Source organism: Streptomyces sp. SID3212 (genome assembly GCF_009865405.1).
GTDB lineage: Bacteria > Actinomycetota > Actinomycetes > Streptomycetales > Streptomycetaceae > Streptomyces.
The window spans coordinates 1-24234 of the sequence record NZ_WWJY01000482.1 but is presented as its reverse complement, the minus strand read 5'-3'; the positions used below and the strand labels follow the sequence as shown (position 1 = coordinate 24234).

The window sequence follows — 24234 nt, the reverse complement described above, 5'->3', positions numbered from 1 at the left end:
CGACGGTCGCGCGCCGCAGGGCCGGGTCGCCGCCCAGGGCCGGGGCCAGTGGCCCGTTGGAGAGGGACAGCAGGACCATCAGGTCGCGCAGTTCCTCGGCGGGGAGGTCGGCGGAGATCCGCCCCTCCTTCTGGGCCCGGGCGATCCGCCCGGCCTTCTGGGCCTGCGCGTCGTGCACGGCCTGCGGCGGCGCGTGATCGGGCCGTTCCAGCTGGTGCCAGGCCGCCAGGCGTACGACGTGGGGGTGCGCCTCGTAGTAGTCGTAGAGGCGCCCGACGTATCCGGGCAGGTCCTCGGGGTCCAGGTCCACGGCCTCGACGATCTCCACCACATGGCGGCTGTACACGACGTCGAACAGCTCCAGCTTTCCGCCGAAGTAGCGGTACAGCAGCGCGTTGTTGACGCCCGCCGTGGTGGTGATGCGGTCAACACGCGCCCCGGCGATGCCGTACCGGGCGAATTCGTCCGCCGCGGCGTCCAGGATCTTCCGCCGGGTCTCTTCTGCGCTGCGTGCCATGGGGACAGGATATGTAGGTAAGCACCTACTTGACAAGCGTTCCGGGCCGTCCTAGCGTCGAAGTAGGTAACTACCTACCTTCCTGTGAACCGGAGAGATCATGATCGTCTACGACAAGCTCTACATCGGCGGCCACTGGGCACCCTCGTCCCTCGACGAACGGATCGAGATCCTTTCGCCGCACGACCGGTCCCCCGTCGGCCACGCCGCTCAGGCGGCGCCCGCCGACGTGGACGCGGCCGTCGCCCTCGCGCGTGAGGCCTTCGACCACGGGCCGTGGCCGCGGCTGACCCCCGAGGAGCGCCGTGCGGCGGTGGCCCGGTTCAACGTCCTGCACGCCGCGCGGGCCGAGGAGATCGCCGACCTCGTCACGGCCGAGAACGGGTCGGCGAGCTGGTTCACCCGCAGCCTCCAGACCGCCCTGGCCGGGCAGACCGACGCGTATCTGCGCGCCTCCGAGGCCCTGCCGTGGGAGGAGGAGGTACGGTCCCCCGGAGGCGCCCGGTCACTGGTGCGCCGCGAGCCCGTCGGAGTGGTCGCGGCGGTCGTCCCCTGGAACGCGCCGCACCAGTCCGCCCTGGTCAAGATGGTTCCCGCCCTCCTCGCGGGCTGCACGGTCATCCTCAAGGCCTCACCCGAGACCGCCCTCGACGCGCTCCTGCTGGCCGAGGTCTTCGACGAGGCCGGCTTCCCGGAGGGCGTGGTCTCCGTGCTGCCCGCCGGCCGGGAGACCAGTGAGTACCTCGTCTCCCACCCGGGCGTCGACAAGATCGCCTTCACCGGCTCGACCGCGGCGGGCCGCCGTATCGCCTCCATCGCCGGGGAGCAGCTCAAGCGGGTCAGCCTGGAGCTGGGCGGGAAGTCCGCGGCGATCGTGCTGGACGACGCGGATCTGGACTCGGTGACGGAGGGGCTGCGGTACGCGTCGTACGGGAACAACGGCGAGTCCTGCGTGAGCCTCACCCGCGTCCTCGCCCCGCGCGCCCGCTACGAGGAGGTCGTCGCCGCGGTGGCCGCCCTGACCGAGAGCCTCACCGTGGGCGACCCGGCCGCGCCGGACACCTTCATCGGCCCGATGGTGCGCCAGGGCCAGCAGGAACGGGTCCAGTCGTACATCAGGACCGGCATCGAGGAGGGCGCGCGGCTGGTCGCCGGCGGCCCCGACACCCCCGCCGGGCTGGAGGGCGGCAACTACGTGCGCCCGACCGTCTTCGCCGACGTCGACAACTCCATGCGGATCGCGCGGGAGGAGATCTTCGGGCCCGTCCTCGTCGTCATCCCCTACGACGACGACAACGACGCGGTACGCATCGCCAACGACTCGCCGTACGGTCTGTCCGGCGGTGTGTGGACGGCGGACACCGAACGCGGCGTGGAGATCGCCCGCCGTGTCCGTACCGGCACGTTCTCCGTGAACGGCGCCCCGACCGCGTTCGACACCCCGTTCGGCGGCTACAAGACCAGCGGGATCGGCCGCGAGTTCGGCGCGGCGGGGCTGAACCAGTACCTGGAGCTCAAGTCCATATCCCTGTGAGACCGGCTCCCCCGGCGGTCGGCTTCCCCCCGCCGCCGGCTCAGCCCTGATGGGCGAGATCCGCCGCCGTCAGGCCCTCCAGGGCCATGCCGAGCTGGGTGCCCTCGGCGATACGGCGGCTGATGCGCTGACGCAGCGTCACCGCGAGATAGCGGGTCAGCAACTGCGGCTTCGCGGCCAGCGTTTCGGCGAGTTCGCCGGCGCGGGCGACGACCTTGCCGGGGGGAAGCACCTCGGCCACGGCACCCCAGCGTTCGGCCTGTTCGGCGGTGAACGACCCCTGGGTGAGGGTGAGGTAGCGGGCCCGGTTGAGGCCGAGGGCCTCTTCCCAGACGATCTGGAGGCCGTCACCGGGGACGATCCCGAAGGTCAGGTGAGGGAAGTCGGAGAAGACGGTGGTGTCCGAGGCGATGACGATGTCGGCGATCAGGGCGTACTCGCTGTGGACGGTCGCCGGGCCGTTCACTGCCGCGACGACCGGCATCTCCAGGTCGGCCAGCCGCTGCATGATCCGGCGGCCCTCGGCGATCGTACGGTCCCAGTGGGCGGGCCTGGTGATGTCGCCGAGGCTGGCGCCGTCGATGTCCGCCATGAAACGGTCGCCGGTCCCGGTCAGGACGAGCACCCGGTTGTCGCGGTCCTCACCGATCTCGTACAGGGCACGCGGCAGGTCGCTGTGCAGGCGCCCCGTGAAGGTCGCCGGGCCGTCGTCGGTGTGGAACCGCAGGGTGAGGACTCCGGAGGGGGTGCGTTCCAGCGCGAGGTTCTCGAACGCGGTGAAATAAGCGGGCTCGTGGGCGGTCATGGGACTGGCTCCTCGAATGGCAGGTGGTGCTCTCCCTCTCCAGGGAACCTCGCGGGGGCCCGTATCCCCAGTATCCGGCCAGGCGAACGGCCGAGGGCGGGCATAAGCCATCCTTCTGGCCGCCGTGGCGCAGGGGTCCGGGGGCACGTGGAGGGGGCCGGTACGGAGCGCCACGCCGCGCCCTCGGGCGCGCCCTTGCCGAGAGCCTGGAAGTCGGAACCGAAACATGGTCCGATGACGGCATGAGCGAATCATCAGAAAAGCCGCAAACAGGACAGAGCCAGGGCTCGGACCTCACGTACGACGTCGTGGTCGTCGGCGCCGGCCCGGTGGGCCAGAACGTCGCCGAGCGGGCGCGCGCCGCCGGGCTGAGTGTGGCGGCGGTGGAGCGGGAACTGGTCGGCGGGGAGTGTTCGTACTGGGCTTGTGTGCCCAGCAAGGCGCTGCTGCGTCCGGTGCTCGCCGTCGCCGACGCGCGCAAGGTGGACGGGGCGCGCGAGGCGGTCAGCGGCACGATCTCCACGGACGGCGTCTTCGGGCGGCGGGACCGCTACGTCACCGACTGGGACGACACGGGCCAGGCCGACTGGGTCCGGGGCATCGGCGCCGACCTCGTGCGCGGCGACGCGCGGCTGGACGGCAGCCGCCGCGTGGTGGTCCGTACCCCCGCCGGCGGGGAGACGGTCCTCACCGCCCGGCACGCGGTCGCCCTGTGCACCGGCAGCGACGCGGTCGTCCCCGACCTGCCCGGACTCGCCGAGGCGCGCCCCTGGACCAACCGCGAGGCCACCGACTCCCGTACCGTCCCCGGCCGGCTCGTCGTGGTCGGCGGGGGCGGGGTCGGCGTCGAGATGGCCACCGCCTGGCAGGGACTCGGCTCGAAGGTCACCCTGCTGGCCCGGAGTCCGCTGCTGCCCCGGATGGAGCCCTTCGTCGGCGGGATGGTCGCCGACGGCCTCAAGGACGGCGGGGTGGACGTACGGATCGGCGTGTCCGTCACCGCGCTGCACCGGCCCGACCCGGACGGTCCTGTCGGCATCGTCCTGGACGACGGCACCCGCCTGGAGGCCGACGAGATCCTCTTCGCCACCGGCCGCTCGCCCCGCACCAAGGACGTCGGCCTGGAGACGGTGGGGCTGACCCCCGGGACCTGGCTGGACGTGGACGAGACCTGCGCGGTCCGCGACGTCGACGGGGCGTGGCTGTACGCGGTCGGCGACATCAACCACCACGCGCTGCTCACCCACCAGGGCAAGTACCAGGCCCGGATCGTCGGCGACGCGATCGGCGCCCGCGCGGCGGGGGAACCGCTGGACACCGCGCCCTGGGGCGCCCACGCCACCACCGCCGACCGGCACGCGGTCCCCCAGATCTTCTTCACCGACCCCGAGGCCGCCGCGGTGGGCCTGTCGGCGGAGGAGGCCACCCGCGCCGGTCACCGGGTCCGGGCCGTCGACGTCGACTTCGCGAGCGTCCCCGGCGCCCTGCTCCACGCGGACGGCTACCGGGGCCGGGCCCGCATCGTCGTGGACCTCGACCGGGAGACCCTGCTCGGCGCGACCTTCGTCGGTCCCGGCGTCAGCGAACTGCTGCACTCGGCCACGATCGCCGTCGCCGGCGAGGTGCCCGTCCCCCGCCTCTGGCACGCCGTGTCCTGCTTCCCGACCGTCAGCGAGATCTGGCTGTACCTGCTGAAGGAGTACCGGGGCTGACCGGGATGGGCCGGGCCGGCCTCTCCGGCAGGAGACCACGGCCCCGCCACCGGCAAGGGGGCCGTGCGCGTTTCCGCGCCGGCCCCCGTCCTCCCGTGTCAGTGGTGCCGTACGGCCCTGAGGATGACCTCGGTGACCGCGTCCGGGTCGGAGACCATCGACAGGTGCGGGGCCTTCACACTGACGGTGTGGGATCCGGCCCGTGCCGTCATGGTGCGCTGCTCGGCAGGGGGAATGACCTGGTCCTCGGTGCCGATGAGGGCCCAGGAGGGGATCTTCTTCCAGGCGGGCTTCCCGGAGGGCTCGTCGAGGGCGCTCGCCGCGAGCGGGCGCTGCCCGGCCGCCAGCACCGCGGCCTTGTTGCGCGGGACACCGCCGGCGAAGATCTGCGGGAACAGGTTCTGCTTCACGTACAGATCCATGTCGCCGTCGCTGCCCGGGATCGGCACGGTGTCGAAGACGGTGCTGGGATCGGGAACGGCCAGCGCCGACCCCGGCTCGGCCGCGGACAGCTCGCCCGCCGTCTCCCCCTCGGCGGGGATGAAGGCGTCGATGAAGACCAGGGACTTGATGTTCTTGATGCCCGTCGCGGCGTTGGAGATGACAAACCCGCCGTAGGAGTGGCCCGCCAGCACCACGGGACCCGTGAGCGTCTCCAGGTACGCCCGCAGGTTGGCGGAGTCCGTGGCGACTCCCCGCAGTGTGTTGGGCGGAGCCTTCACGGTGAAGCCCCGGTCCTGGAGGCGTTCGGTGACGGCGGCCCAGCTGGAGGCGTCCGCCCACGCGCCGTGGACCAGGACGATCGTGGGCGTACGACCGTGCGAAGGCCCCGTGGACCCGGCGTTGCCGGCGGTCGCGGAACCCAGGGTCAGTGTGACCGCCGCGGACGCGGCCAGCACACTGAGGGTGATTTTTCGCTGGTGCTTCATGGGCGACTCTCTCCTCGTGACGTTCGACCACCGAATGTCCCCGCCCGCGATCGTGGGCGTCAGATTACGTTCGCCCTCCGGAAAGCGGCCCGCCCGGCTGGGGAGTTCACCCAAGTTCAGCCGAACAGCCCTTCGCCCCGGAACAGTCCTTCGCCCCGGACCGTCTTCCGGTCCGGGGCGAAGGGCAGGTCGGTGTCGGTCACGGTGTGTCAGGCGCGGTGTGCCGGACGCCGTGTGTCAGGCGCGGTAGCGCTCCGCGGGGACGTCGCGCGACATGATGGGGGCCACCGCGTCCCGCGCCTCCTCGTACGCGTTCCACGCCGCGACGTCCGCCAGGGACGGGATCGTGACGTCCTCCCCCGCGTCGAGCCCGGCCAGCGCGGCGTCCACGGCGTCCTCGGGCGTCATGACGTTCCCGGCGGGGAAGTTGGAGAGTTCGACGCCGGATCCTTCCCAGAAGCCGGTGGACATCGCGCCGGGCAGGACCACCTGCACCCGGACGCCCGTACCGGACAACTCCTGCTGGAGCGCCTGGCTGAACGTCAGCACGTAACTCTTGGTGGCGCTGTAGACCGAGCTGACCGGCTGGATCCAGAACGCCATCGCGGACGAGATGTTCACGATCGTGCCCTGTCCGCGCCGCGTCATGCCGCTCAGCGCGGCCACCGCGAGGCGGGTGGTGGCGGTGACGTTCAGGGCCACCTGCTGGTTGATCGCGTTCACGTCGAAGCCCGGACTGGGCGCGAACGTGGCCGCCCCCGCCGCGTTGACCAGCAGGTCGAGGGACTCGTCGGTACGCAGCCGCTCCTCGACCTTCACGAGCTGGGCCTCGTCGCCCAGGTCGGCGACCAGGGTCAGCACCTCCACGTCACTGTGCCCGGCGATGCTCGCGGCCACGTTCTTGATCTTGCCTTCGTTACGGCCCACCAGCACCAGGTCGTACCCCCGCTCGGCGAGCCTTCGGGCGTAGGCCTCACCGAACGGGGAGGAGGCTCCGGTGATGACGGCCGTCTTGGAGGCGTTTCCGGACATGATCGATTCCCATCTGGTGGTGGCATACCATTAATGTGGTTTGATTTCCAAACCACAAGTCGATGATCGAACGCTAGCACGCCATGGTCCGACTTTCAAACCACATTCGAGGTAGAGTGCGCTCATGCCCGTGATACGCATCGACCCGACCACCCTCGCCGGCCGCCCGTGCAGCCTCGCCTCCGCGCTCGAACTCGTGGGAGACCGCTGGTCGCTGCTCGCGGTGCGCGAGGTGTCCTTCGGCAACCACCGGTTCAGCCAGATCGCGCGGAACACCGGCGCGCCGCGTGACCGCCTCTCCGCGCGTCTGAAGGCCCTGGTCGAAGGAGGCATCCTCGAACGCAGGGCCGATCCCGGGGGATCCCGGTACGAGGCGTACTACCTCACCGAGGCCGGCGAGGAGCTCGGCCCGGCCGTCCTGATGCTGATGTCGTGGGGCGCCAAGTGGACCGTGACCTCGCCGCCGATGCGCCAGACGCACGAGGACCACCCGCTCGCCCTCACTGCGACCTGCGCGACCTGCGGCCGCCTGGGCGGCGCCGACGAGATCACCCACGAGATGGCCGTACCCCACTGGAACCTCGCCGGGCCCGAGAAGTAGCGGAACCCGCCACCAGGCTCCATGGACGAACGCCACGACCCCGGCGGTCACGGGAACGTCCGTCCCGTGACCGCCGGGGTCGCGCACTACGCCAGGTACTCCGCGCGGGCGCGGGGGTGTCCCGGTCAGCTGATCTCCCGTCAGCCGATCTTCTGGAGTGTGACGTCGTCGACCGTCTGCCACGTGCTCACACCGGACGGGCCGTAGTACCCGGCGTACACGGACAGTTGGGTCGCCGTCCCGGGCTTCACCGTGAGGACGTAGCGGTTCCAGCCCGGGCTGGTTCCGTGGCTGATCTCGTTGACCACGGTGCCCGTGGTCGTCTTCGCGCCGAGCCACGCGTGGTCGATGTTCCCGGAGTTCCTCACCCAGACCGTGAGCCGGTACGTGGCGCCGGCGGTGACGCCGACCGTCTGCTTGACGCCGCCCCAGTCCGTCGTACCGTTGGAGGAGATCCAGGCGTTGTCCTGACCGGTGTGCGCCTTGCCCTGCGCGAGGTCCAGGCCGTACGGCAGGCTGCCGTCGCCCGCCCAGGGAGTGCTGGTCGCCGTGAGGGCCGTCTGCTGCTCGAAGCCGCCGTCGGTCACGGCGTTCGCCCCCGCGGCCGGCGCGCTCTGCGCCTCGACGGCGCCGATGTCGGTGCCGAGGCCCACACTGCTGTTGTTGCCGTAGATGTCGGTGGTGGCCGTCGCCGCGGTGCCGTTGTCCTTGGCCGGGCTCGTCGGACCGGGCCGGTAGTCGCCGCCCGAGGTGTTGGTGAACTGCGGATCGGCCGCCAGGTCACCGACGCCCGGGGAGTAGCCGAGCGCGCCGTGGACGAGGTTGTGCTGGTGCGGCCAGTTGTAGTCGTAGAGGACCACACCGGACGTCAGGTAGAAGATGTTGTTGGTGATCGAGAGCCAGGAGTCGGCCGCCGGAGGGCCTTCCTCGCGGTAGAAGTAGATCGCGAACTGCGTCTGGTTGTCGCCCCGGGCCCGTACGACCGTGTTGTGGTCGACCTTGTATCCGGACGGCGTGGTGGTGGTGTCGAAGGCCACGAACTGCTGGTAGTCGTCGCTGATGTTGTACAGCAGGCTGACGTCGGAGCTGTGGGTCTCGGTCACCTCCAGGAAGCCCTGCGAACCCGAGGAAAAGTTGTGGTCGATCGTGATGTTGTTCTTGTCGTGGTCGAAGCCCTCGATCTCGACCGCGCCGCCGTCCGCCCCGTACGGGCTGTCGGTGGAACGGCAGTTGACGAACTGGTTGTAACTGACCTGGGCGTCGCTGTTGTTGATCGAGACACCGACGGCTCCGTAGGAGGTCTCGGTGCCGGAGTCGACGCCCCTGAAGGCGATCTTCAGGTCGTGGAACGAGTTGTGGTCGATCCGGGTGCCGGTGGCGTAGGTCTTGACCCCGATGCCGACCTGGGTGAACTCGTTGTCGTGGAGGTGCGCCGACGTGGCCGGGTCGGTGACCGCGATCGCGCCGCTGAGCTTGTACTTGGGGCCCGTGATGCCCTGGCCGTCCGCGTTGTCGAACACCACGCCGTTCGCGAACCGCAGCTGGCTGACGTCGATGTACGTGCCCGCCAGCTGGAGCATGTTCCAGCCCGTCGGGTTCGACAGGGTCGGCGCGGCCCCGGTGCCGAACGCGGTGACGGCGATGGGCGTGGCGGCGGTGCCGGAGCCGTTCACGGTCGCGCTACCGGTGAACGTCTGGCCCCGGCGCAGGGCGACCACGTCACCGGGTGCCAGTGAGGCGGTGGTGATCCGGCCCAGTGTTTTCCAGGCGGTCGCGGTGGTGGTGCCCGCCGCGGTGTCGTTTCCGGACTGTGCGTCGAGGTAGTAGACCTTCCCGGTGCCCAGCGGAGTGGGGTTGCCCGAGGTCTGGAGCCGGGCGCCGGTCGTCGGGGGCGCCACGGCCGCCGCCAGGGACGGGGCCGGGGCGGCCTTCCGGGGAGTGGTGGTGGTGTCGGCGTGGGCCGGGACTGTCGCCGGGAGAGTGGCGAGAACGGCGACGATGAGACCTGCCGCGGTGTTCCGCAGGTGGCGTATACGGCGTGGTGCGTCGGCTCTGACGTGCACGCGATGCTCCTATCGGCTGGACCTGGGTGTCTGAATGGCCTGAGCTGCTGCCTGAGTTGCGTGATGTGCTGCCTCGACCAGGCCGGTTCCGCGGGCGAGTCGGGCCGCCGTGACGCCGGCGAACATGTCGCCCGCTCCCGTGGTGTCGACCGCGGTGAGCCTCGGTGCGGGGAGGTGGGTCGTACGCCCGTTCTCCACGACGAGGGAACCGTCGGAGCCGAGGGTGATGATGACCGAAACACACTGCTTCGCAAGGACCTTCGCGGCGTCCGACGGCGTGTCGGTGGCCGTCAGGAAGTGTGCTTCGGTGAGATTTACCACGAGGGGGTCCGCCGCGGCAAGGATCTCTTCGGGCAGGGCCGCGCTGGGGCTGGCGTTGAGCATCAGCCGTGCGCCGTGGGCGAGCGCCCACCGTGCGCTGGCCCCGGTGGCCGCGAGCGGGATCTCCTGCTGGGTGAGCACGACCCGGGGTACGAGGACGTCGAGGGCACGGGTGACGTCGTCCGGCAGCAACAGGTGGTTCGCCCCGGGCAGGACGGTGATGCTGTTCTCGCCGTCGGGCGTCACCGTGATCAGGGCGTGGCCGCTGGGCCCTGCCACGGTGCGGAACTGGGACGTGTCGACGCCGCGCCGTACCAGCTCGGCCTCCAGCACCCGCCCCGCGTCGTCGGATCCGCGGCGGCCGACGAACGACGTCGTGGTCACGGTCGCCGCCGCGGCGGCCTGGTTGAGGCCCTTTCCGCCGGGATGCTCGGAGTAACCCGTGCCGAGGACGGTCTCGCCCGGGGCGGGGCGGCGGGGCGTGTGGGCGACGAGGTCGAGATTGGCGGATCCGACGACGGCTACGCGGGTCAATTCTTGCTCCCAGTGGTGGCGACCGATGCGACGAAGTAGCGCTGGAGACCGAGCAGGATCACGGCGGGGATGACCGCCAGCACCGCCGTCTCGGCGAAGACCCGGCCGTAGTCCGAACTGAACGCGGCGAAGGTCTTGGCGATGGCGACGGGCGCCACGTCGTTGCCGTCGCTGGTGGTGACGAGGACGGGCCACAGATAGGCCTGCCACTGGAAGAGGAACAGGATGAGACCCGTACCGATGAGCGCCGGGCGCGTCAGGGGGAGGTAGATCCTGAGGAAGATGCGGGGCCAGCCGGCACCGTCCACCCGGGCGGCCTCGGCCAGCTCCGACGGGATGCCCAGGAAGAACTGACGGAGTGTGAAGATCGCCAGCCCGTTGCCGAGCCCGGGCAGGATCAGGGCGGGCATGTTGTTGGTGAGGCCCCAGTCGCTGAACGTGTGCGCCAGGGGGATGGCGATGGCCTCGAAGGGGACGAGGAAGCTCAGGACGACCATGCCGAAGACGATCTTCCGGCCCGGGAAGTCGACCACGGCCAGCGCGAAGGCGGCCATCGCCGAGATCACGATGCCGAGGAGGACGGTCACCGCCGCGACGATCACACTGTTGGCGAGGTTGCGCAGGAACCCGTTGTCGATCGCCGAGTGAAGGTTCTCCAGGGTCCAGTGGGCGGGCCACAGCATGTGCCAGTTCACGGACGAGCTGTTGGCGAAGGTCTCCGTGGAGCTGCGGAACGTACTGGCGAGGAGCCAGAGGACCGGCAGCAGGAAGGCGAGGGCCACGACGAGGGCGACGGCGGTCAGGACGACACGGCCGGTACGGCCGCGCTTCCGGGCCACGTAGGGGGCGCCGGGGTGCGGAGGCGGGGTGCGGGTCATGATCAGCTCTCCTCGGCGCTGCGCAGCAGCCGGAACTGGACCGCGACGATGACGATCATCAGGACGAGGAGTTCCGCCGCCGCGGTGTGCGGGTCGGACAGCTCGAAGCTGTTGTGGAAGATGTCGTACATCAGGAAGTTCGACTTTCCTTGCGGTCCCCCGTCGGTCAGGATCTGCATGGGCGCGAACAGGACGAAGTTCGAGACGGTGTCGGCGACCAGGACGAACAGCAGGGGCCGGCGGAGCAGGGGGAGCGTCACCGACCAGAAGCGGCGCAGGGGCCCCGCTCCGTCGATCGCGGCCGCTTCGTAGTACACGGTCGGGATGTCGTTGAGCCCGGCGATGAGGAAGATCATCCAGTATCCGACGCCGATCCAGCTGGCGATGAGGACGATGCTCCCGAGGACCTGTCCCTGTCCGGTGAGGAAGGGCTGCTGGTGGATGCCGACGGAGGTGAGGGCCGCGTTGACGGGGCCGTCCGGGCGCAGGGCGATGCCCCACACCACCGCGGAGCCGGTCATCGGGACCGCGGCGGGCAGGAAGACCAGGGTGCGCCAGACGCCGGTGGCGGGGAGGTTCTGGGTGAGGAGCACCGCGAGGGCCAGCGCCAGCGCGATCTGGAGCGGGTTCACGACGACGTTGAAGATCAGCGTCTGCCGCACCGAGGACCAGAAGGCGTGGGACGAGAACAGGGCGGTGAAGTTGTCCGGTCCCACGTAGCGCGGCGGCAGTGTGCTGCCGGGCAGGCTCGTGTGGGTGGCGTCGTTCACGGCCTGGACGACCGGGATCAGCCGGAGCACGACGATGAGCGCGAGCGCGGGGGTCAGGAAGATCGCCGCCGCGCTGAGGTTGCCCACGAACCTGCGCCGCTGGAGTGTGCCCTTGGGGAGTGGGGGCGGTTTCGCCCCGGTGCTCTCCGGGTGGTGTGTTGTCAGTGTCATTGCGGGTTGTCCCTCTCGCCGGCCGGGGCTCCATCGGCTCGCCCCGGCCGGTCGGCTCGCAGGGGTCAGCGGTACTTCGCCCACGCCTGGTTGATCGTGCTGGTGGCCGACGACAGCGCGCTCTTCGCGGAGGCGCCGTTACTGATGTCGTCGAAGGTCTTGGAGAGCGTGTCCTCGAACTCGACGTAGCCGGTGGTCCTGGCACGCAGGGTGGCGGTGTGGGCCAGTTCGTACTTGGTCAGGTCCACGGCGCCCGCCATGCGGGGGTCCTTGAAGATCTTCTCGTCGTAGAAGCTCGCCGTACCGGCCGTGTTGGACGGCGGGACCGCCAGGCTCGGCATGTACTGGGCGAAGCCGCCCTTGTCGAGGCCCATGAACTTCATGAAGATCTCGGAGGCGACCGCCTTCTTGCTTGCGGGGTTCAGCCCGAGGGACCAGCCGCCGGTGGGGGTGACCGCCTTGCCGCCCTGGAAGTACGGGTAGGCGGTGACGCCGAAGTCCAGCTTGGAGTTCGCGGCGAACTTGGGGCCCCACCAGGGGCCGCCCGGGAAGAACGCGACCTGGCCGGAGGCGAAGAGGTCGGGGGTCTGTGCCACCGGGACGCCGCGCGGGGAGATCTTGTCCTTGAACAGCGAGCCGTACCAGTCCATCGACTTCTCCCAGCCCGCCGTCCGGAGCGCGGGGGTCAGGTTCTTGTCACCGCCGGCGCCCGAGCCGCCGCCGAGGCTCTCGGCCAGGGGCTGCAACTGGTAGTACCGGTTGACCTGGTCGAAGACCAGTCCGTACTTGGCGCCGGCCTGCTGGGTCTTCTTGGCGTCGGCGGTGACCGCCTCCCAGGTCAGGCGGTCGTCGGGCTTCGCCGAGGGGAAGGCGATGCCGGCCTTCTTGAGCAGCGCCTTGTTGTAGTAGAGGAGCTGGCTCGACGTCTGGTACGGCATCGTGACGAGCTTTCCGTCACTGGTCGCCGCGTCCAGGGACGCCTTGTCGACCTGTCCCGCCAGGTCGGGGAACGCCTTCGACAGGTCGGTGAGCCAGCCGCGTGCCTGGTACGCGTCGGTACGCGGCATGTCGACGTCGTACACGTCGAGGGTCGCGTCCTTGCGGCTCAGGCGGGTGCTCAGGACGCTGTTGAACTGGTCGAACGGGACCGCCTGGTAGTTGACGGTGATGTTCGGGTGTTCCTGGTGGAAGGCCGCGAGGACCGGCTTGATGTCGTCGGCCGAGTAGGCGGCGCCGGCGTAGTTGATGGTGACCGGCGTGGCCGGATCCTTGAGACCGGTGGCCGCGGTGAGACCCGCGGGCTGCTGGGCGCCGCCGGAGGAGTCACCGCCGGATCCACAGCCGGTGATCAGCAGGGCCACGGCGATCGCGCCGCCGACGAGTGGTGCGGTCGCCCGGGCGGGGCGGGTGAGAAAGGGGAACTTCATGACGGTCCTCTCTGACGGTCATGGGGATCGCGGTCAATCGCCGGCGGGAGTACCGGTCAGGCGATCGAGGAAGAGGCGGCCGAAGCCAGGCACGTCGGTGTCGACGGCGACCGAGGCGTTGGGGGGTCCGAGGGGTGGGGCGAGGGCGAGTCCGCGGTCGGCGACGACCAGGCCCCGGGCCAGCTCGCTGGTGGTGTCGGTGACGACGTGCGCGTCGGCCCACGTGCACAGGGACGGGTCGAGGAACGCCGCCACCACGAGGGGGTCGTGCAGGAAGCACGCGTCCCGGTGCTCCTCCCGCAGCGGGAAGGCCCTGGACAGGAAGTCGATCCAGGCCAGCGCGCACTCCCCGGCCCAGCGGCCGAAGGAGTCCCCGCGGGACAGGACCGCCGCGTCGTCGCGGGTGAGCCGTACGCGCGAGGTCTGGTCGATGCCCACCATACGGAGCGGGGCGCCGCCGGCCAGGACGATCGCGAGGGCCTCGGGGTCCACGTAGGCGTTGAAGTCACCGACGACGGTGATGTTCTGGGCGTACCCGGTGGCGGAGCCCGCCATCATGATGATCTCCGCCACGTTCCGGGCGAATCCCGGGTCGAGGCGCAGCGCCAGCGCGAGGTTGGTCATGGGGCCGATGGCGACGACCGAGATCTCGCCGGGGTACGTGGCCGCCAGTTCCACCAGATACTCGGCGGCCGTGACGTCGGTCGTCGGGCCGATCCGGTCCTCCGCCGCCGTCCGGACCGGATGGTCCCCGACCACGTCGTCGAACAGCGCCCGGACGGGAGCCATGTCGCGCAGCAGCGGACGGTCGGCGCCGCGCAGGACCGGCAGGTCGGGGTGGCCGAGGCGCTCGACGAGACGCCTCGCGACGTCGACCCCCGTGTCGACGTCGACGTTGCCGTTGACGACGGTCAGCGCCTCGACGGTCAGTTCCGGCGAGCGCAGGGCCAGCGCGATGGCCAGGCCGTCGTCGATGTCGGATCCGGGTTCGCCCAGACCGGGGTCGGTGTCGATCACGATCCTGCGGGTGGCGGTCATGCGAGCACTTCCTGTTCGAGGGCGACACGGACGGCTTCCGTCCGTGCGGCGAGTTCGGTGACGGTGATCCGGTCGAACCCCTGGACGGCGCTGCGGACCACTCCGCCGGTCGGCTCCACCAGCCGGGCGGGGACGGCGCCCGGCCCGTGCAGGGCGCCGAACACACTGCCGACGGTGGCCGCGGTGGAGTCGGTGTCACGGCCGGCAGCGACGGCGAGGGCCACCGTACGGACGAAGTCGCCCTCGCCCCACAACAGCGCCGCGGCGATGATGGCGGCGTTGTTGACGGTGTGCACCCAGTTGTAGTGGCCCAGCTCCTGGTCGATCCAGTCCTGCGCCGCCCGGGCGGTGGCACCCCGCTCGAAGAGGCGCAGCACCTCGGCCTGGCTCGCGTGGAGCCGGGAGCGCGGGGGGACGACGGTGAGCGCGGCCCGCAGGGCGTCGGCCGGCCCGGTGGAGACCAGGGCCTCGGCGACCAGGGCCGCCGACCACATCGCGCCGTAGATCCCGTTGGCGGTGTGCGACAGGACCGCGTCGGTCAGGGCCGTCCTCGCCGCGGCGCGTGGGTCGCCCGGCCGGACGTAGCCGTAGATGTCGGTACGGATCAGCGCACCGATCCATTCACGGTACGGGTTGTCGTGCGTGGCCGTCTCCGGCGTCCGGAGGCCGTGGATGAGGTTGCGGTACGCCGCGCGCTCGGCGGTGAAGGTCTGGGTGAAGGGGATGCGGTCGAGCCACTCGTGGCCGATGTCCTCCGTCGTGAGGCCGCGCCCGTACGTCTCCAGGAGGTGCAGGCCGAGGATCGTCCAGTCCAGGTCGTCGTCCCGGGGGACGGCGTCGAAGCGGCCGGCCGCCGCGAAGGGGGCCGATTCGTGCAGGTGGCTGACCCCGGCGGGCAGGTCGTCCAGCAGCGGGACGAAGCCGGTCTGGGGCCACTGGCCGGTGGCCCGCAGGTAGACGCCGACCTCGTCGCGGGTCAGTCCCTCGACGGGCTTGCCCATCGTGTTGGCCACACACCGCCCCAGCCAGGCACCCGCCAGGCGGGTGGGGAGCTCCCCGGCGACGACGGGGCGCGTGGGCGACGTCGGCGGGGCGAGGGTCGCCCATATCTCCTCGGGGTCGGAGGGTTCGTCGAAGTCCCAGCCCGGGGAGCGCCGTAGTGCGGCGAGCGCCTCCGCTATGGAGGCCAGTTCCGCGAGGTCGTCGCCGGCGGCGGCCCGGCGGGCCGCGTCCAGGAGCTCTCCGGCCGCGTACCCCGAGGACAGAAGCTGTTCGGCTTCGTCGGGGACGAGATCGCGTGGGTCGAGTACGTCGTGCACGAGCGGTGAGCTCCTCAGGCAGATTCGCGATGAACGAGGTGGTGCTGGACCAGGACCCGGCGGGGTGTCTGGGACGGGGCGTCTATGCGGGCGAGCAGCAGCTCTCCCGCCACCCGCCCGATCTCCTGGGCCGGCACCCGTACGGTGGTCAGGGAAGGGCTGACGAGGCCGGCCGCGTCGATGTCGTCCACGCCCAGCACGGCGACGTCGGCGGGGACCGACAGGCCGAGCGAGCGGGCCGCGTCGAGCGCGCCGATGGCCATGAGGTCGTTGGCGCAGAACACCGCCGTGGGCCGTCGCTCCAGGTCCATCAGCCGGTGCATCGCCTTGGCCCCGGACTCCCGCGTCCAGTCCCCCACCGCCTCGGCCGCCCGCAGTGGGCGCAGGCCGTGGTCGCGCAGGGCCTGCCGGTAGCCGTCGAGGCGCGCGGATCCGGGGGCGACCCGGACGGGACCGGAGATGATGCCCAGGGTCCGGTGGCCCTGGCCGTGCAGGTGGGCGACCGCGTCTGCGGCGATCCTCTCGTCGTCGGAGGACACCACGTCGGTCGACGTCCCGTGCCGGGGTGAGCCGACGGTCACCACCCGGGCGCCCGAGGCGAGCAGCGGTTCGAGCAGGCGGTCCGGTACGTCGACGGCGGCCACGACCACTCCGTCGACACGGCGCTGGACCGCCTCGTTGAGGAAGGCCTCGATCGGCGGTGTGCCGGCGCCGACGTCGGCCAGCAGGACGACGTAGTCACGCCCGCCGACCGCCTGCTGGAGCCCCCGGGCGAGGGCGGGGTAGAACGGGTTGGTCAGATCCTGGACGACCAGGGCGACGGTCTGGCTGCGGCGTCCTGACAGGCCGAGTGCGAAGAAGTTCTGCTGGAACCCCATCTCCTCGACCGCCCGTGTGACCTTGCGGCGGGTGGCCTCGGAGACGGGGCGCCGGCCGGAAAGCACGTGCGAGACGGTCGTCTTGCTCACCCCGGCGCGGGCGGCGACGTCGGAGATGGTCGCGGGCCCCTTCGCTCTCTCGCCCGCCCCCTCGCCCGACCCCTCACTCTCCAAACCGGTTTGCTCGGGGATCCCCGCAGGCGCACCGCCCGTCTCCTTCATCTGCGCTCCTTCGATGCAAACCGGTTTGCGTACGAGAGCAACAGTCATCCAGATCCGGCCAGGAAGTCAAGAGGTGTGCTGTCCGGAATTCGACAACCGCTCTTACGGTGTCCCACTTCGGGTGGGCCGCCTCCTCGACGGTCACACTCCCCAACCATCGCGGCCAGCGATTTCTCGTGATGGAGATCAGCACCGCGTGTGATAATCGGGGCATGGAGCTACGCCACCTCGAATACTTCCTCGCGGTCGCCGACACCGGCAGCTTCACCCGGGCCGCGCGGACCCTGCACGTGGTCCAGTCGGGGGTGTCGGCGACCGTCAAGGCGCTGGAACGGGAGCTGGGCTCCGCCCTGTTCGTCCGGAGCTCCCACGCCGTCACACTGACCGCCGCCGGACGGGCCTTCCTGCCCGGCGCCCGGGAAACACTCGGCGCCGCGAGCGCGGCCAAGGACGCCGTGCACCGGACCCGGGGCACGCTCCAGGGCGAGGTGACGGTGGGCACGCTGACCTCGATCGACGTCACCGATCTCCCGGACCTGCTGAGCGTCTTCCGGGACAGGCACCCGGCGGTCACCGTACGGCTCAGGGCGGCGTCGGCCGGATCGGCCGGGCTGGCGCGGCAGTTGCGGGACGGGCAGCTCGACGTGGCCTTCCTGTCCCTGCCCGGGCCGGCCCCGGCCGGCCTGGACACCCGGCTGCTGGCCACGGCACCTCTCTTCCTGTACGTGCCCCGCGCCCATCCCCTCGCCGGGACGGGCCGGGTGTCGCTGGCGCAGCTGGGCGAGTTCCCCTTCGTCGACTCCCCGCAGGGCTTCGGCAACCGCGTCCTGGTCGACCGGGCGTTCGCCGCCGCGGGGGTCGAGCGCGAAGTGACCCTGGAGGTCGCCGACATCGGCACCGCCGTGCACTACATCCGCGCCGGGCTCGGGATCGGGTTCCTCAGCCGCTTCCTCGTCGGTGACCACACGGGCCTGGACGTCCTGGAGATCGCCGACCACGAACTGCGCTGGCAACTCACCGTCGCCACCGCCGCGAACCGGCGTCCCGCCGCGACGACACAGGCGTTCCTGGACCTGCTCAGGGAGCGGAATCCGGCACCGCGCGAACTCACGGGCCGCTAGGGGGTGTCCGCGAAGTGGGGTCGTCCGCCCGGCGTCCGACAACGCCGCGAGCGCGCGTGCCGGACGCCGCGAGCCAGACCCCACTTCGCGGACACGCCCTAGGACAGCCGCCCGCCCGTACCGGTCGGACTCCTTGACGTCCCGGCGAAGGGGGTCTAACAATGAGCGCGCTTGACAACGTTGTCGAAGCCTCGTGCCCAGGAGGTGCATGCGCGTGACACATCAACCGGCCGAACTGAACAGGCGCCGTTTCGCCCAACTCGCCGGGCTGACCGCCGCATTGACCGCAGTGCCGCTTTCCCTCGCCGAGGCCGGACCCGCCATGGCGACCGGTCACCACAGAAAGAAGTCCCACGCCGCGCCGCCGGACGAGGTGGCCGCCGCCTACCACAAGGCGCTGCTCACGCACACCCGCTGGTCGGAGACGCAGTGGGACGCGGCCAAGGGCTACTACACCGCCAAGGACTTCGGGTTCGCGGTGGTCCTCGGACACGCCCTCCTGCTCACCCGGGGGACCTACGACGCCACGGAAGCGGGCGTCGACAAGGAGACCCTGCGCTCGCGCACCCTCGCCACGATCACACACTTCGCGGCGTCGAACCGCCTGACCGGCGGCTCCGAATGGGGTCGTACCCTGTTCTTCGACACCACGTTCCAGCTGTACTTCGTGCTCGCCGCCCGGCTCCTGTGGGACCAGCTGGACGACACGACCCGTACCCACGTCGACACCATCGTCCGCGCCCAGGCCGCGTACACCACCGCCCTCGGCTCGGCCAACGACCCCGCCTCGGGCGGCTGGACGCCCAACGGCCTGACCGGCGGCTATGTCGGTGACACGAAGCTGGAGGAGATGGGCGTCTACGCCCAGTCCCTCGCGCCGGGTCTCGCCTGGGCCTCCGACGACGCGCGGTACAAGGCCTGGAGCGACGCCTTCGGCCGGTGGAGCCGCAACGAGGCCGGCCTGCCCGCCGCTGACCGCGCCAACCCCGCCCTGGTGGACGGTGTCGCGGTCAGCGCGAACACGGCGCAGAACCTGTACGACACGTTCATCGTCGAGAACCACAACTCCTTCGGACCGCACTACCAGGAGGAGTTGTGGCGCACCTCGGGGCGTAACGCGGCCCACTTCATCACCGCCGGGCGCCCCCTGCCCCAGGTCCTCACCGCGCAGCCCAACGCGGGGCCGCTCTGGGACACCCTGCTCACCGTCATGAGTGACGCGGGCGAACCGCTGATGCCCATGGTCAACGACCGCGAGCACCTGTACGGGCGTGACGTCATCCCGATCGCCTTCCTGGCCCAGGTGTTGGGGGACCGGGCCGCGGCCCGCTCCGAGGCCGCGCTCGCGGAGCGCCTGGCCGCGTACCAGGCGTACGCGCCGGCCTACCGGCTCACCAAGTTCTCCGGCGAGCCCAAGTACGAGCCGGAGGCCCGCGCCGAGGTCGCCATCAGCTATCTGCTGCACGAGTGGCGCGCCACGCACGGCACGCCGGTCCGCCCCCTCACCGACGCGGAGCTGTTCGCGCGGGCGAGCGGGGTGAAGGACTTCGGCGCCGGCCCCGGGCTGGTGGCGCACCAGTCCCCCGCGGCCTGGGCGGCGGCCGTCAGCAAGCAGGGCTTCCTCAAGTTCTGCTGGCAGCCGGCGCACGACGACTGGCTGTTCTCGCTGAGCGGCACCACGCCCATGTTCCTGCCGTCGGTCGCGGGCAGTACGGCCACCCGTTCCGTCGCCACGTACCGCGAGGTCACGGACGGATTCGACGGCAGCGCCTCGGTGTTCACCCTCGGCACCGGCTTCGCCGGATTCACCACCCTGCCGACCGGTGACGTCGTCTACGCGTCCACCGGGGTCGCGGCGGGCGAGGGACACATCGAGGTGTGGAACCTGACCATGCCGGGTGTCGCCGGTCTGGACGGCAGCCGTACGTACACGACCGCCGAGGGCAGTGTCAGCGTCGCGGCCAAGGACGCGGGCACCGCGCCGCCGTCCACGACGGGGCGTACCGACGACCTCACCTTCACCCGGGCGTCGTACCGTCACGTGCGGGTCCAGGGCATCAGCCCCGATCCCCGGTACGGATACTCGTTGTTCGCGGTCGAGATACGCGACGGCGCCGCCGGGACCGACCTCGCACGGGGCGGTACGGCCACGGCCTCCTCCGCCGACCCCGGCAAGGGCGCGCCCCTCGCCGTCGACGGCGATCTCACCACCCGCTGGGCGGTGTCGCTCGCCGACCGTCCGAAGGCGGACAGCTGGCTCGCGGTCGACCTGGGCGCGGAGCAGAGCTTCGACCGCGTCACCCTGCGCTGGGAGGCGGCGGCCGGGCGGGGTTACGTGGTCCAGGGCTCGGCGGACGGGAAGGCGTGGACGGATCTCGTCCGGTATCCGCGGCCGAACCTCACCAGCGACGGCGGCTGGGTCGATGTCGACGGCCGGGCCGGATTTGTCGTCCGGGGTGCGAAGAATCCGCTCACCGTCTCCGACGACATCCTCGTCCTGTCCGACGGGCCGGCCGGGCCCGTGGTGGTCGAGGGGTACGTGGGGAAGTCCGCGGCCGACGTGAAGGCCGCCGCGGCCCGCCCGGCTCCGGTCGCCGAGAGTACGGCGGTGAAGGCGAGCGTCGCCGGAGGACACCTGAGCCTCTTCAACCTGTCGGCCGCCGCGGTGAAGACCACCGTGTCCGTGGCGCAGGACACCCGTACGGTCCACCTGTACGCGGGGATCCAGACCGTCACGGCGACCGGCACCGACCATGTCGCGCAGCTCGCCGCCGCGTCGGCCGTGATCGCGCCCGCCCGGTTCACCCTGCGGCCCGGCAGTGGCACGCGCGTCCCGGTGGGCGTGCGCGCCGAGGTCGTGGACGCGGCGACGGTCGTGTTCTCGGGGCCGTCCTGCCAGCTCGTCCTGACCGCCACGAGCGGCAAGGTCGTCCATGTGACCGTACGGAAGGGGCGCACCGAGCGGGTGTCCGTGTCGGGTGTCACCGCCTATCCGCTCGACGACCTCGCGCTCGGGCGGATCACGTTCCCCACGGCCCCGCTGCCGTCCGGGATGTCCGATCCGTCGGCCGCGGTGGACGGTGACACGCACTCCGCCTGGAACCCGGGCACGCACGGCCGGATGGTGGTGGACCTGGGCGCCGTGGTCCCGGTCGGTGAGGTGCGGGTGGCCTGGACGAGCGGCCGGATCCCGGCCTCCGGGGTGGAGTTCAGCACGGACGGGCTGACGTACACACCGGCGGGGAAACTGCGGGTCAGGAGCCGTACCGGCTCGCTGGTCACCTCGGCAGGCGCGCGCTATGTGGCGTTCGCCGTCGAGGGACGGAGGGCGAACGACGCGCGGGTGGTCTCGGTGTCGGTGCTCGGTTCGTAGAGCGCTGAGCCGTACGGCCCCGGGGTGGGCCTCCCCGAGAAACGGGAGGGCCCACCCCGGTGGCATGACGTCCGGTGAACGGTCACTCCCCCAGGAGGACGGTCGGGTCGCCGGAGAACCACGCGCTGTCGATGGTGAGGCGCCTGATGCGCCAGATCTCGCCGTCGCGCACCAGGTCGGCGTCGTAACGGTTCATCATCAGCGCCTGCCGGGTGCGGTCCGGCTTCGGTCCGTCGCCGGGCGGGAAGTGCTGGGCCATCGCGTAGGCCCGGGCGTTCGCGGTGTCGCCGTCGACGGTCGTACGGATGTTGCTGATCACATGGCTGGTGTCCAGGGGGCCCACCGCGGGGATCAGCACCCCCACGACGGTCTCGCGCGGTGCCAGCACGGGGAAGTCCAGGCCGATCTTGCCCGTGGCGGGCGTCAGGTCGACCGTGGCGTCCTCGGTCAGCGCGGAGGTGAGCAGGTCGGCGTCGCCGAAGTCCAGCCCCGCCGTGTAGCGGTGCAGTGTGTCGGCGATGGCGGCGCGGTCGGCGAGGAGCTGGAGCGTGGTGTCGGTCATTCCGTGGCCTCCGAGGGCGGGATGTTGTGGTTGAGGCGGAACAGGTTGCGGGGGTCGTACCGGCGCTTGACCTCGCGCAGGCGGCGGTAGGTGTCCGCGTCGTACGAGGCACGCACGTCCGGTACGGAACTGTGGTGCGCGGCGACGAAGTTGAGATAGCGACCGCCGGTCGACCAGGGGCGTACCCGGGCCAGCAGCTGGTCGGCGTAGGCGTCCTGCGCGGCGAGTTCACCGGGTATGCCGATGGCCACGATCCACAGGGCGTAGCGCGCGTTCCGGTTGCCGACGGCGTTGTCCGCCGGGCGGCCGAGGGCGCCGCCGAGGTGGCGCAGTTCGACGAACTGCACCGGGCAGTCCGCGCCCGGTCCCGCCGCCGCCAGGATCGCGTCGAGGGCGCCGGGTGTCAGCGCCGACAGCAGGGTGGTGTACTCCGAGAACGGCGCGGGGTCGACCGGGTCGGAGTGGATCTGCGCGAAGTCCGCGTACGGGATGAGGCCGACGGTGTCCAGGAGGAGCGGGGCCGCCGCGCGCAGCGGCGCGAGCAGCCGCTCCCCGTCCTCCTCGCCGCCCAGGTAGGAGATCCGGAGGTGGAGGGTGAACTTCCCGGCCAGCAGCTCGGGGATCCCCGGCAGCGGCGGCAGCCGCAGCAGGGCGACCGAGGAGCTGAGGGCGTCGGGGGCGGCGGCGGTGAGGTCAGCATAGGCGCGCAGGACCGTTTCCGTGTCGTCCCCGGAGAAGAACAGGCCGCCGGCCCACAGGTGGGTGACGGGGAACAGGGCGAACTCCATGGCCGTGACGACGCCGAAGTTGCTCTTGCCGCCGCGCAGGGCCCAGAAGAGGTCGGGTTCCGTGGTGGCGTCCACGTGGTGCGGGGTGCCGTCGGCCGTGACGACGTCGATCGAGGTGACGTGGTCGCTCGCCCAGCCGTGGGCGCGGCCCATGGTCGGGCTGAGGCCGCCGCCGAGGGTGTAGCCGACGACCCCGACGAGCGGGGAGGAGCCGTTGAGGGGGGCGAGCCCGTGGGGGGCCGCCGCGTCGACCACCTGCTGCCAGATCGCCCCCGCCCCGACCCGTACCGTACGGGCCTCCGGGTCGACGCTCACCCGGGCCATCCGGCCGGTGGTGACGAGGACGGCCCCGTCGGCCGGGACGATCGCCTGGTGCCCGGTGGCCAGGACGGCGACGGGCAGGTCGTGTGCCGCCGCGAAGCGGACGGCGGCCTGGACGTCGGCGCTGTCCACGGCGCCCACCACCACGGCGGGACGGTGGGTGACGGCAAGGTTGTAGGGCGCGCACTCCTCGGCGAACCCGTCGTCCTCCGGCCCCAGGACGGGGCCGGTGACCTGGGCGACCAGGAGGTCGCGCTTCGATGAACTCAGCATGGGGCCATACGACAGGAGGCCTGTCGACGTGGTGTCGACGAACCGCCGACGGGCGGTCGATCGAGGCCGTCACCGGCCCCGGACGGCGCTCCGGGCGCTCAGCGGTCGCGGGTGGCTCCCTGGACGGTGACACTCTGCGGGCGCGGACCGCCGCGCCGGTACGGGTGCCGGTGCCGGTCCACCCGCTCCGGTACGGGCACCGGCGCCGCGTCCTGGAGGGCGGCGGCCTGGGCCCGTACCGCCCGTATGTCCGAGGGGTCGGCGGACCCGTCGGACAAGTAGTGGCGCAGCAGGCGCCGGAGCGCCTGGCCCAGCCGCACGCGGCCCAGTTCGTCCAGGGCCTGGCGCCGGGCGAAGGCCTTGACGAGGCCGAGGTAGTGGTAGCCGCCGGGGCCTGTCTCCACCACGTGCAGGTCCACCAGCGTCTCCATCAGCGCCTTCGCCCGGTCGAGGGGCAGGTCGAGCAGGGCCGCGGCGGCGGCCGGGGAGAGCTGCCGGCAGTCGGGGAAGGCCGCGAGGTGGAAGGCCGCGCGCCCAGGGGGGTCCATGCGCGCCTGGGCGTCCCGGAAGGGGCGGTCGACGATCGCGCAGTCCTCGTGCATGACCACGGGCCGGCGCAGGTCGTCCTCCAGCTGGGCGAGGATCTCGTCGACCGTCCAGGACGGCCGGGCGGCGAGCCGGGCAGCCGCCACCCCGACGGACAGCGGGTGGTACGAGCAGGCGGCGACCAGCCGTTCGGACGCCTCGCGCTCGGCGTACACCCTGCCGCGCCCGGAGATCGTGGCCAGCAGCTCCAGCGCGTCGTGCGGCGGCAGGACCCCGAGCCGGTGCCAGTGGACGCCCGGCAGGTCGACGATCCGGCGGGGGGCCGTCACCAGGACGGCGCATCCGGGCGAGGCGGGCAGGAGCGGGCGGATCTGCCCGGCCGCGTCGGCGCCGTCCAGGACGACCAGGAGCCTGCGGCCCGAGACGGCCGTACGCCACTGGGCGGCCCGTTCTTCGAGGGTGGCCGCCGGCTGCTCGACGCCGAGGGCGCGCAGGAACC

Annotated in this window: 19 protein-coding genes and 1 pseudogene; 5 read left to right on the top strand and 15 right to left on the bottom strand. The window is 71.5% G+C overall.

What is annotated here, in order from left to right; translation table 11 throughout:
• The coding region (locus tag GT042_RS14435) for a TetR family transcriptional regulator (RefSeq protein ID WP_161309110.1) at window positions 1-517 on the bottom strand (517 nt) is incomplete at its 3' end.
• A gap of 100 nt (window positions 518-617) precedes the next feature.
• Here GT042_RS14435 and GT042_RS14430 point away from each other — a divergent pair.
• Entirely contained in the window at window positions 618-2051 is a 1434-nt protein-coding gene (locus GT042_RS14430; protein ID WP_161309109.1) for an aldehyde dehydrogenase, read from the top strand.
• 40 nt (window positions 2052-2091) lie between these two features.
• Here GT042_RS14430 and GT042_RS14425 read toward each other — a convergent pair whose 3' ends face one another.
• Window positions 2092-2856 (bottom strand): enoyl-CoA hydratase/isomerase family protein, encoded by a 765-nt coding sequence (locus tag GT042_RS14425; protein WP_161309108.1) that lies wholly within the window; start codon window positions 2854-2856, stop codon window positions 2092-2094.
• Window positions 2857-3098: 242 nt separating this feature from the next.
• On the opposite strand from GT042_RS14425, the gene GT042_RS14420 reads away from it, so the two are divergent.
• Window positions 3099-4568: an NAD(P)/FAD-dependent oxidoreductase gene (locus GT042_RS14420; RefSeq protein WP_161309107.1), complete on the top strand. Its 1470-nt coding sequence runs from the start codon at window positions 3099-3101 to the stop codon at window positions 4566-4568.
• 98 nt (window positions 4569-4666) lie between these two features.
• Here the strand turns inward: GT042_RS14420 and GT042_RS14415 are convergent, their stop codons facing one another.
• Complete coding sequence (locus tag GT042_RS14415; protein WP_202532763.1) at window positions 4667-5497, bottom strand: alpha/beta hydrolase; 831 nt, start codon at window positions 5495-5497, stop codon at window positions 4667-4669.
• Between the two features lie 237 nt (window positions 5498-5734).
• Window positions 5735-6529, bottom strand: a complete 795-nt coding sequence (locus GT042_RS14410) for an SDR family oxidoreductase (RefSeq protein WP_202532762.1) — start codon at window positions 6527-6529, stop codon at window positions 5735-5737.
• Between the two features lie 124 nt (window positions 6530-6653).
• Here GT042_RS14410 and GT042_RS14405 point away from each other — a divergent pair, with 124 nt between their 5' ends.
• Complete coding sequence (locus tag GT042_RS14405; protein ID WP_161309106.1) at window positions 6654-7130, top strand: helix-turn-helix domain-containing protein; 477 nt, start codon at window positions 6654-6656, stop codon at window positions 7128-7130.
• Between the two features lie 140 nt (window positions 7131-7270).
• On the opposite strand, the gene GT042_RS14400 is transcribed toward GT042_RS14405, so the two are convergent.
• The 8 genes from GT042_RS14400 to GT042_RS14365 all read right to left on the bottom strand — a co-directional run bounded on the left by GT042_RS14400 (window position 7271) and on the right by GT042_RS14365 (window position 16751).
• Entirely contained in the window at window positions 7271-9193 is a 1923-nt protein-coding gene (locus tag GT042_RS14400) for a choice-of-anchor Q domain-containing protein (RefSeq protein ID WP_161309105.1), read from the bottom strand.
• A 9-nt stretch (window positions 9194-9202) separates the two neighbouring features.
• A complete protein-coding gene (locus GT042_RS14395) occupies window positions 9203-10048 on the bottom strand; it encodes a ribokinase (RefSeq protein ID WP_161309104.1) in 846 nt (281 codons plus the stop codon).
• Window positions 10045-10926: a carbohydrate ABC transporter permease gene (locus GT042_RS14390; protein WP_161309103.1), complete on the bottom strand. Its 882-nt coding sequence runs from the start codon at window positions 10924-10926 to the stop codon at window positions 10045-10047. Before GT042_RS14390 ends, GT042_RS14395 begins: the two co-directional genes overlap by 4 nt.
• 2 nt (window positions 10927-10928) lie before the next feature.
• Window positions 10929-11867 (bottom strand): sugar ABC transporter permease, encoded by a 939-nt coding sequence (locus GT042_RS14385; RefSeq protein WP_161309102.1) that lies wholly within the window; start codon window positions 11865-11867, stop codon window positions 10929-10931.
• A gap of 65 nt (window positions 11868-11932) precedes the next feature.
• Window positions 11933-13294 (bottom strand): extracellular solute-binding protein, encoded by a 1362-nt coding sequence (locus tag GT042_RS14380; RefSeq protein ID WP_161309101.1) that lies wholly within the window; start codon window positions 13292-13294, stop codon window positions 11933-11935.
• 33 nt (window positions 13295-13327) lie between these two features.
• The gene (locus GT042_RS14375) at window positions 13328-14332 is read right to left on the bottom strand and encodes a nucleoside hydrolase (RefSeq protein ID WP_161309100.1); all 1005 of its coding nucleotides are present in this window, start codon (window positions 14330-14332) and stop codon (window positions 13328-13330) included.
• Window positions 14329-15651 (bottom strand): ADP-ribosylglycohydrolase family protein, encoded by a 1323-nt coding sequence (locus GT042_RS14370; protein WP_161309099.1) that lies wholly within the window; start codon window positions 15649-15651, stop codon window positions 14329-14331. The genes GT042_RS14375 and GT042_RS14370 overlap by 4 nt, the downstream gene beginning before the upstream one ends.
• Window positions 15652-15665: 14 nt before the next feature.
• Window positions 15666-16751 (bottom strand): LacI family DNA-binding transcriptional regulator, encoded by a 1086-nt coding sequence (locus GT042_RS14365; protein ID WP_161309098.1) that lies wholly within the window; start codon window positions 16749-16751, stop codon window positions 15666-15668.
• 212 nt (window positions 16752-16963) lie between these two features.
• Here GT042_RS14365 and GT042_RS14360 point away from each other — a divergent pair, with 212 nt between their 5' ends.
• Both GT042_RS14360 and GT042_RS14355 read left to right on the top strand, forming a co-directional pair.
• Window positions 16964-17872, top strand: coding sequence for a LysR family transcriptional regulator (locus GT042_RS14360; protein ID WP_161309097.1), 909 nt, complete (start codon window positions 16964-16966; stop codon window positions 17870-17872).
• A gap of 208 nt (window positions 17873-18080) precedes the next feature.
• The gene (locus tag GT042_RS14355) at window positions 18081-21245 is read left to right on the top strand and encodes a discoidin domain-containing protein (protein WP_161309096.1); all 3165 of its coding nucleotides are present in this window, start codon (window positions 18081-18083) and stop codon (window positions 21243-21245) included.
• An 82-nt stretch (window positions 21246-21327) separates the two neighbouring features.
• Here GT042_RS14355 and GT042_RS14350 read toward each other — a convergent pair whose 3' ends face one another.
• From GT042_RS14350 to GT042_RS14340, 3 genes and pseudogenes are all read right to left on the bottom strand, one after another.
• Window positions 21328-21807 carry a nuclear transport factor 2 family protein gene (locus GT042_RS14350; protein ID WP_161309095.1) on the bottom strand — a complete coding sequence of 160 codons (480 nt, stop codon included), beginning with the start codon at window positions 21805-21807 and terminating at the stop codon, window positions 21328-21330.
• Window positions 21804-23189 (bottom strand): FAD-binding oxidoreductase, encoded by a 1386-nt coding sequence (locus GT042_RS14345; RefSeq protein ID WP_161309094.1) that lies wholly within the window; start codon window positions 23187-23189, stop codon window positions 21804-21806. Before GT042_RS14345 ends, GT042_RS14350 begins: the two co-directional genes overlap by 4 nt.
• Window positions 23190-23287: 98 nt before the next feature.
• A pseudogene (locus GT042_RS14340) lies at window positions 23288-24234 on the bottom strand (AfsR family transcriptional regulator); the annotation flags it as partial.

Excerpts from the sequence above, each read along its gene's own strand:
- GT042_RS14430 (WP_161309109.1), top strand. The coding sequence starts at position 618 with ATGATCGTCTACGACAAGCTCTACATCGGCGGCCACTGGGCACCCTCG.
- GT042_RS14425 (WP_161309108.1), bottom strand. The coding sequence starts at position 2,856 with ATGACCGCCCACGAGCCCGCTTATTTCACCGCGTTCGAGAACCTCGCG.
- GT042_RS14420 (WP_161309107.1), top strand. The coding sequence starts at position 3,099 with ATGAGCGAATCATCAGAAAAGCCGCAAACAGGACAGAGCCAGGGCTCG.
- GT042_RS14415 (WP_202532763.1), bottom strand. The coding sequence starts at position 5,497 with ATGAAGCACCAGCGAAAAATCACCCTCAGTGTGCTGGCCGCGTCCGCG.
- GT042_RS14410 (WP_202532762.1), bottom strand. The coding sequence starts at position 6,529 with ATGTCCGGAAACGCCTCCAAGACGGCCGTCATCACCGGAGCCTCCTCC.
- GT042_RS14405 (WP_161309106.1), top strand. The coding sequence starts at position 6,654 with ATGCCCGTGATACGCATCGACCCGACCACCCTCGCCGGCCGCCCGTGC.
- GT042_RS14390 (WP_161309103.1), bottom strand. The coding sequence starts at position 10,926 with ATGACCCGCACCCCGCCTCCGCACCCCGGCGCCCCCTACGTGGCCCGG.
- GT042_RS14385 (WP_161309102.1), bottom strand. The coding sequence starts at position 11,867 with ATGACACTGACAACACACCACCCGGAGAGCACCGGGGCGAAACCGCCC.
- GT042_RS14380 (WP_161309101.1), bottom strand. The coding sequence starts at position 13,294 with ATGAAGTTCCCCTTTCTCACCCGCCCCGCCCGGGCGACCGCACCACTC.
- GT042_RS14375 (WP_161309100.1), bottom strand. The coding sequence starts at position 14,332 with ATGACCGCCACCCGCAGGATCGTGATCGACACCGACCCCGGTCTGGGC.
- GT042_RS14365 (WP_161309098.1), bottom strand. The coding sequence starts at position 16,751 with ATGAAGGAGACGGGCGGTGCGCCTGCGGGGATCCCCGAGCAAACCGGT.
- GT042_RS14360 (WP_161309097.1), top strand. The coding sequence starts at position 16,964 with ATGGAGCTACGCCACCTCGAATACTTCCTCGCGGTCGCCGACACCGGC.
- GT042_RS14355 (WP_161309096.1), top strand. The coding sequence starts at position 18,081 with ATGCGCGTGACACATCAACCGGCCGAACTGAACAGGCGCCGTTTCGCC.
- GT042_RS14350 (WP_161309095.1), bottom strand. The coding sequence starts at position 21,807 with ATGACCGACACCACGCTCCAGCTCCTCGCCGACCGCGCCGCCATCGCC.
- GT042_RS14345 (WP_161309094.1), bottom strand. The coding sequence starts at position 23,189 with ATGCTGAGTTCATCGAAGCGCGACCTCCTGGTCGCCCAGGTCACCGGC.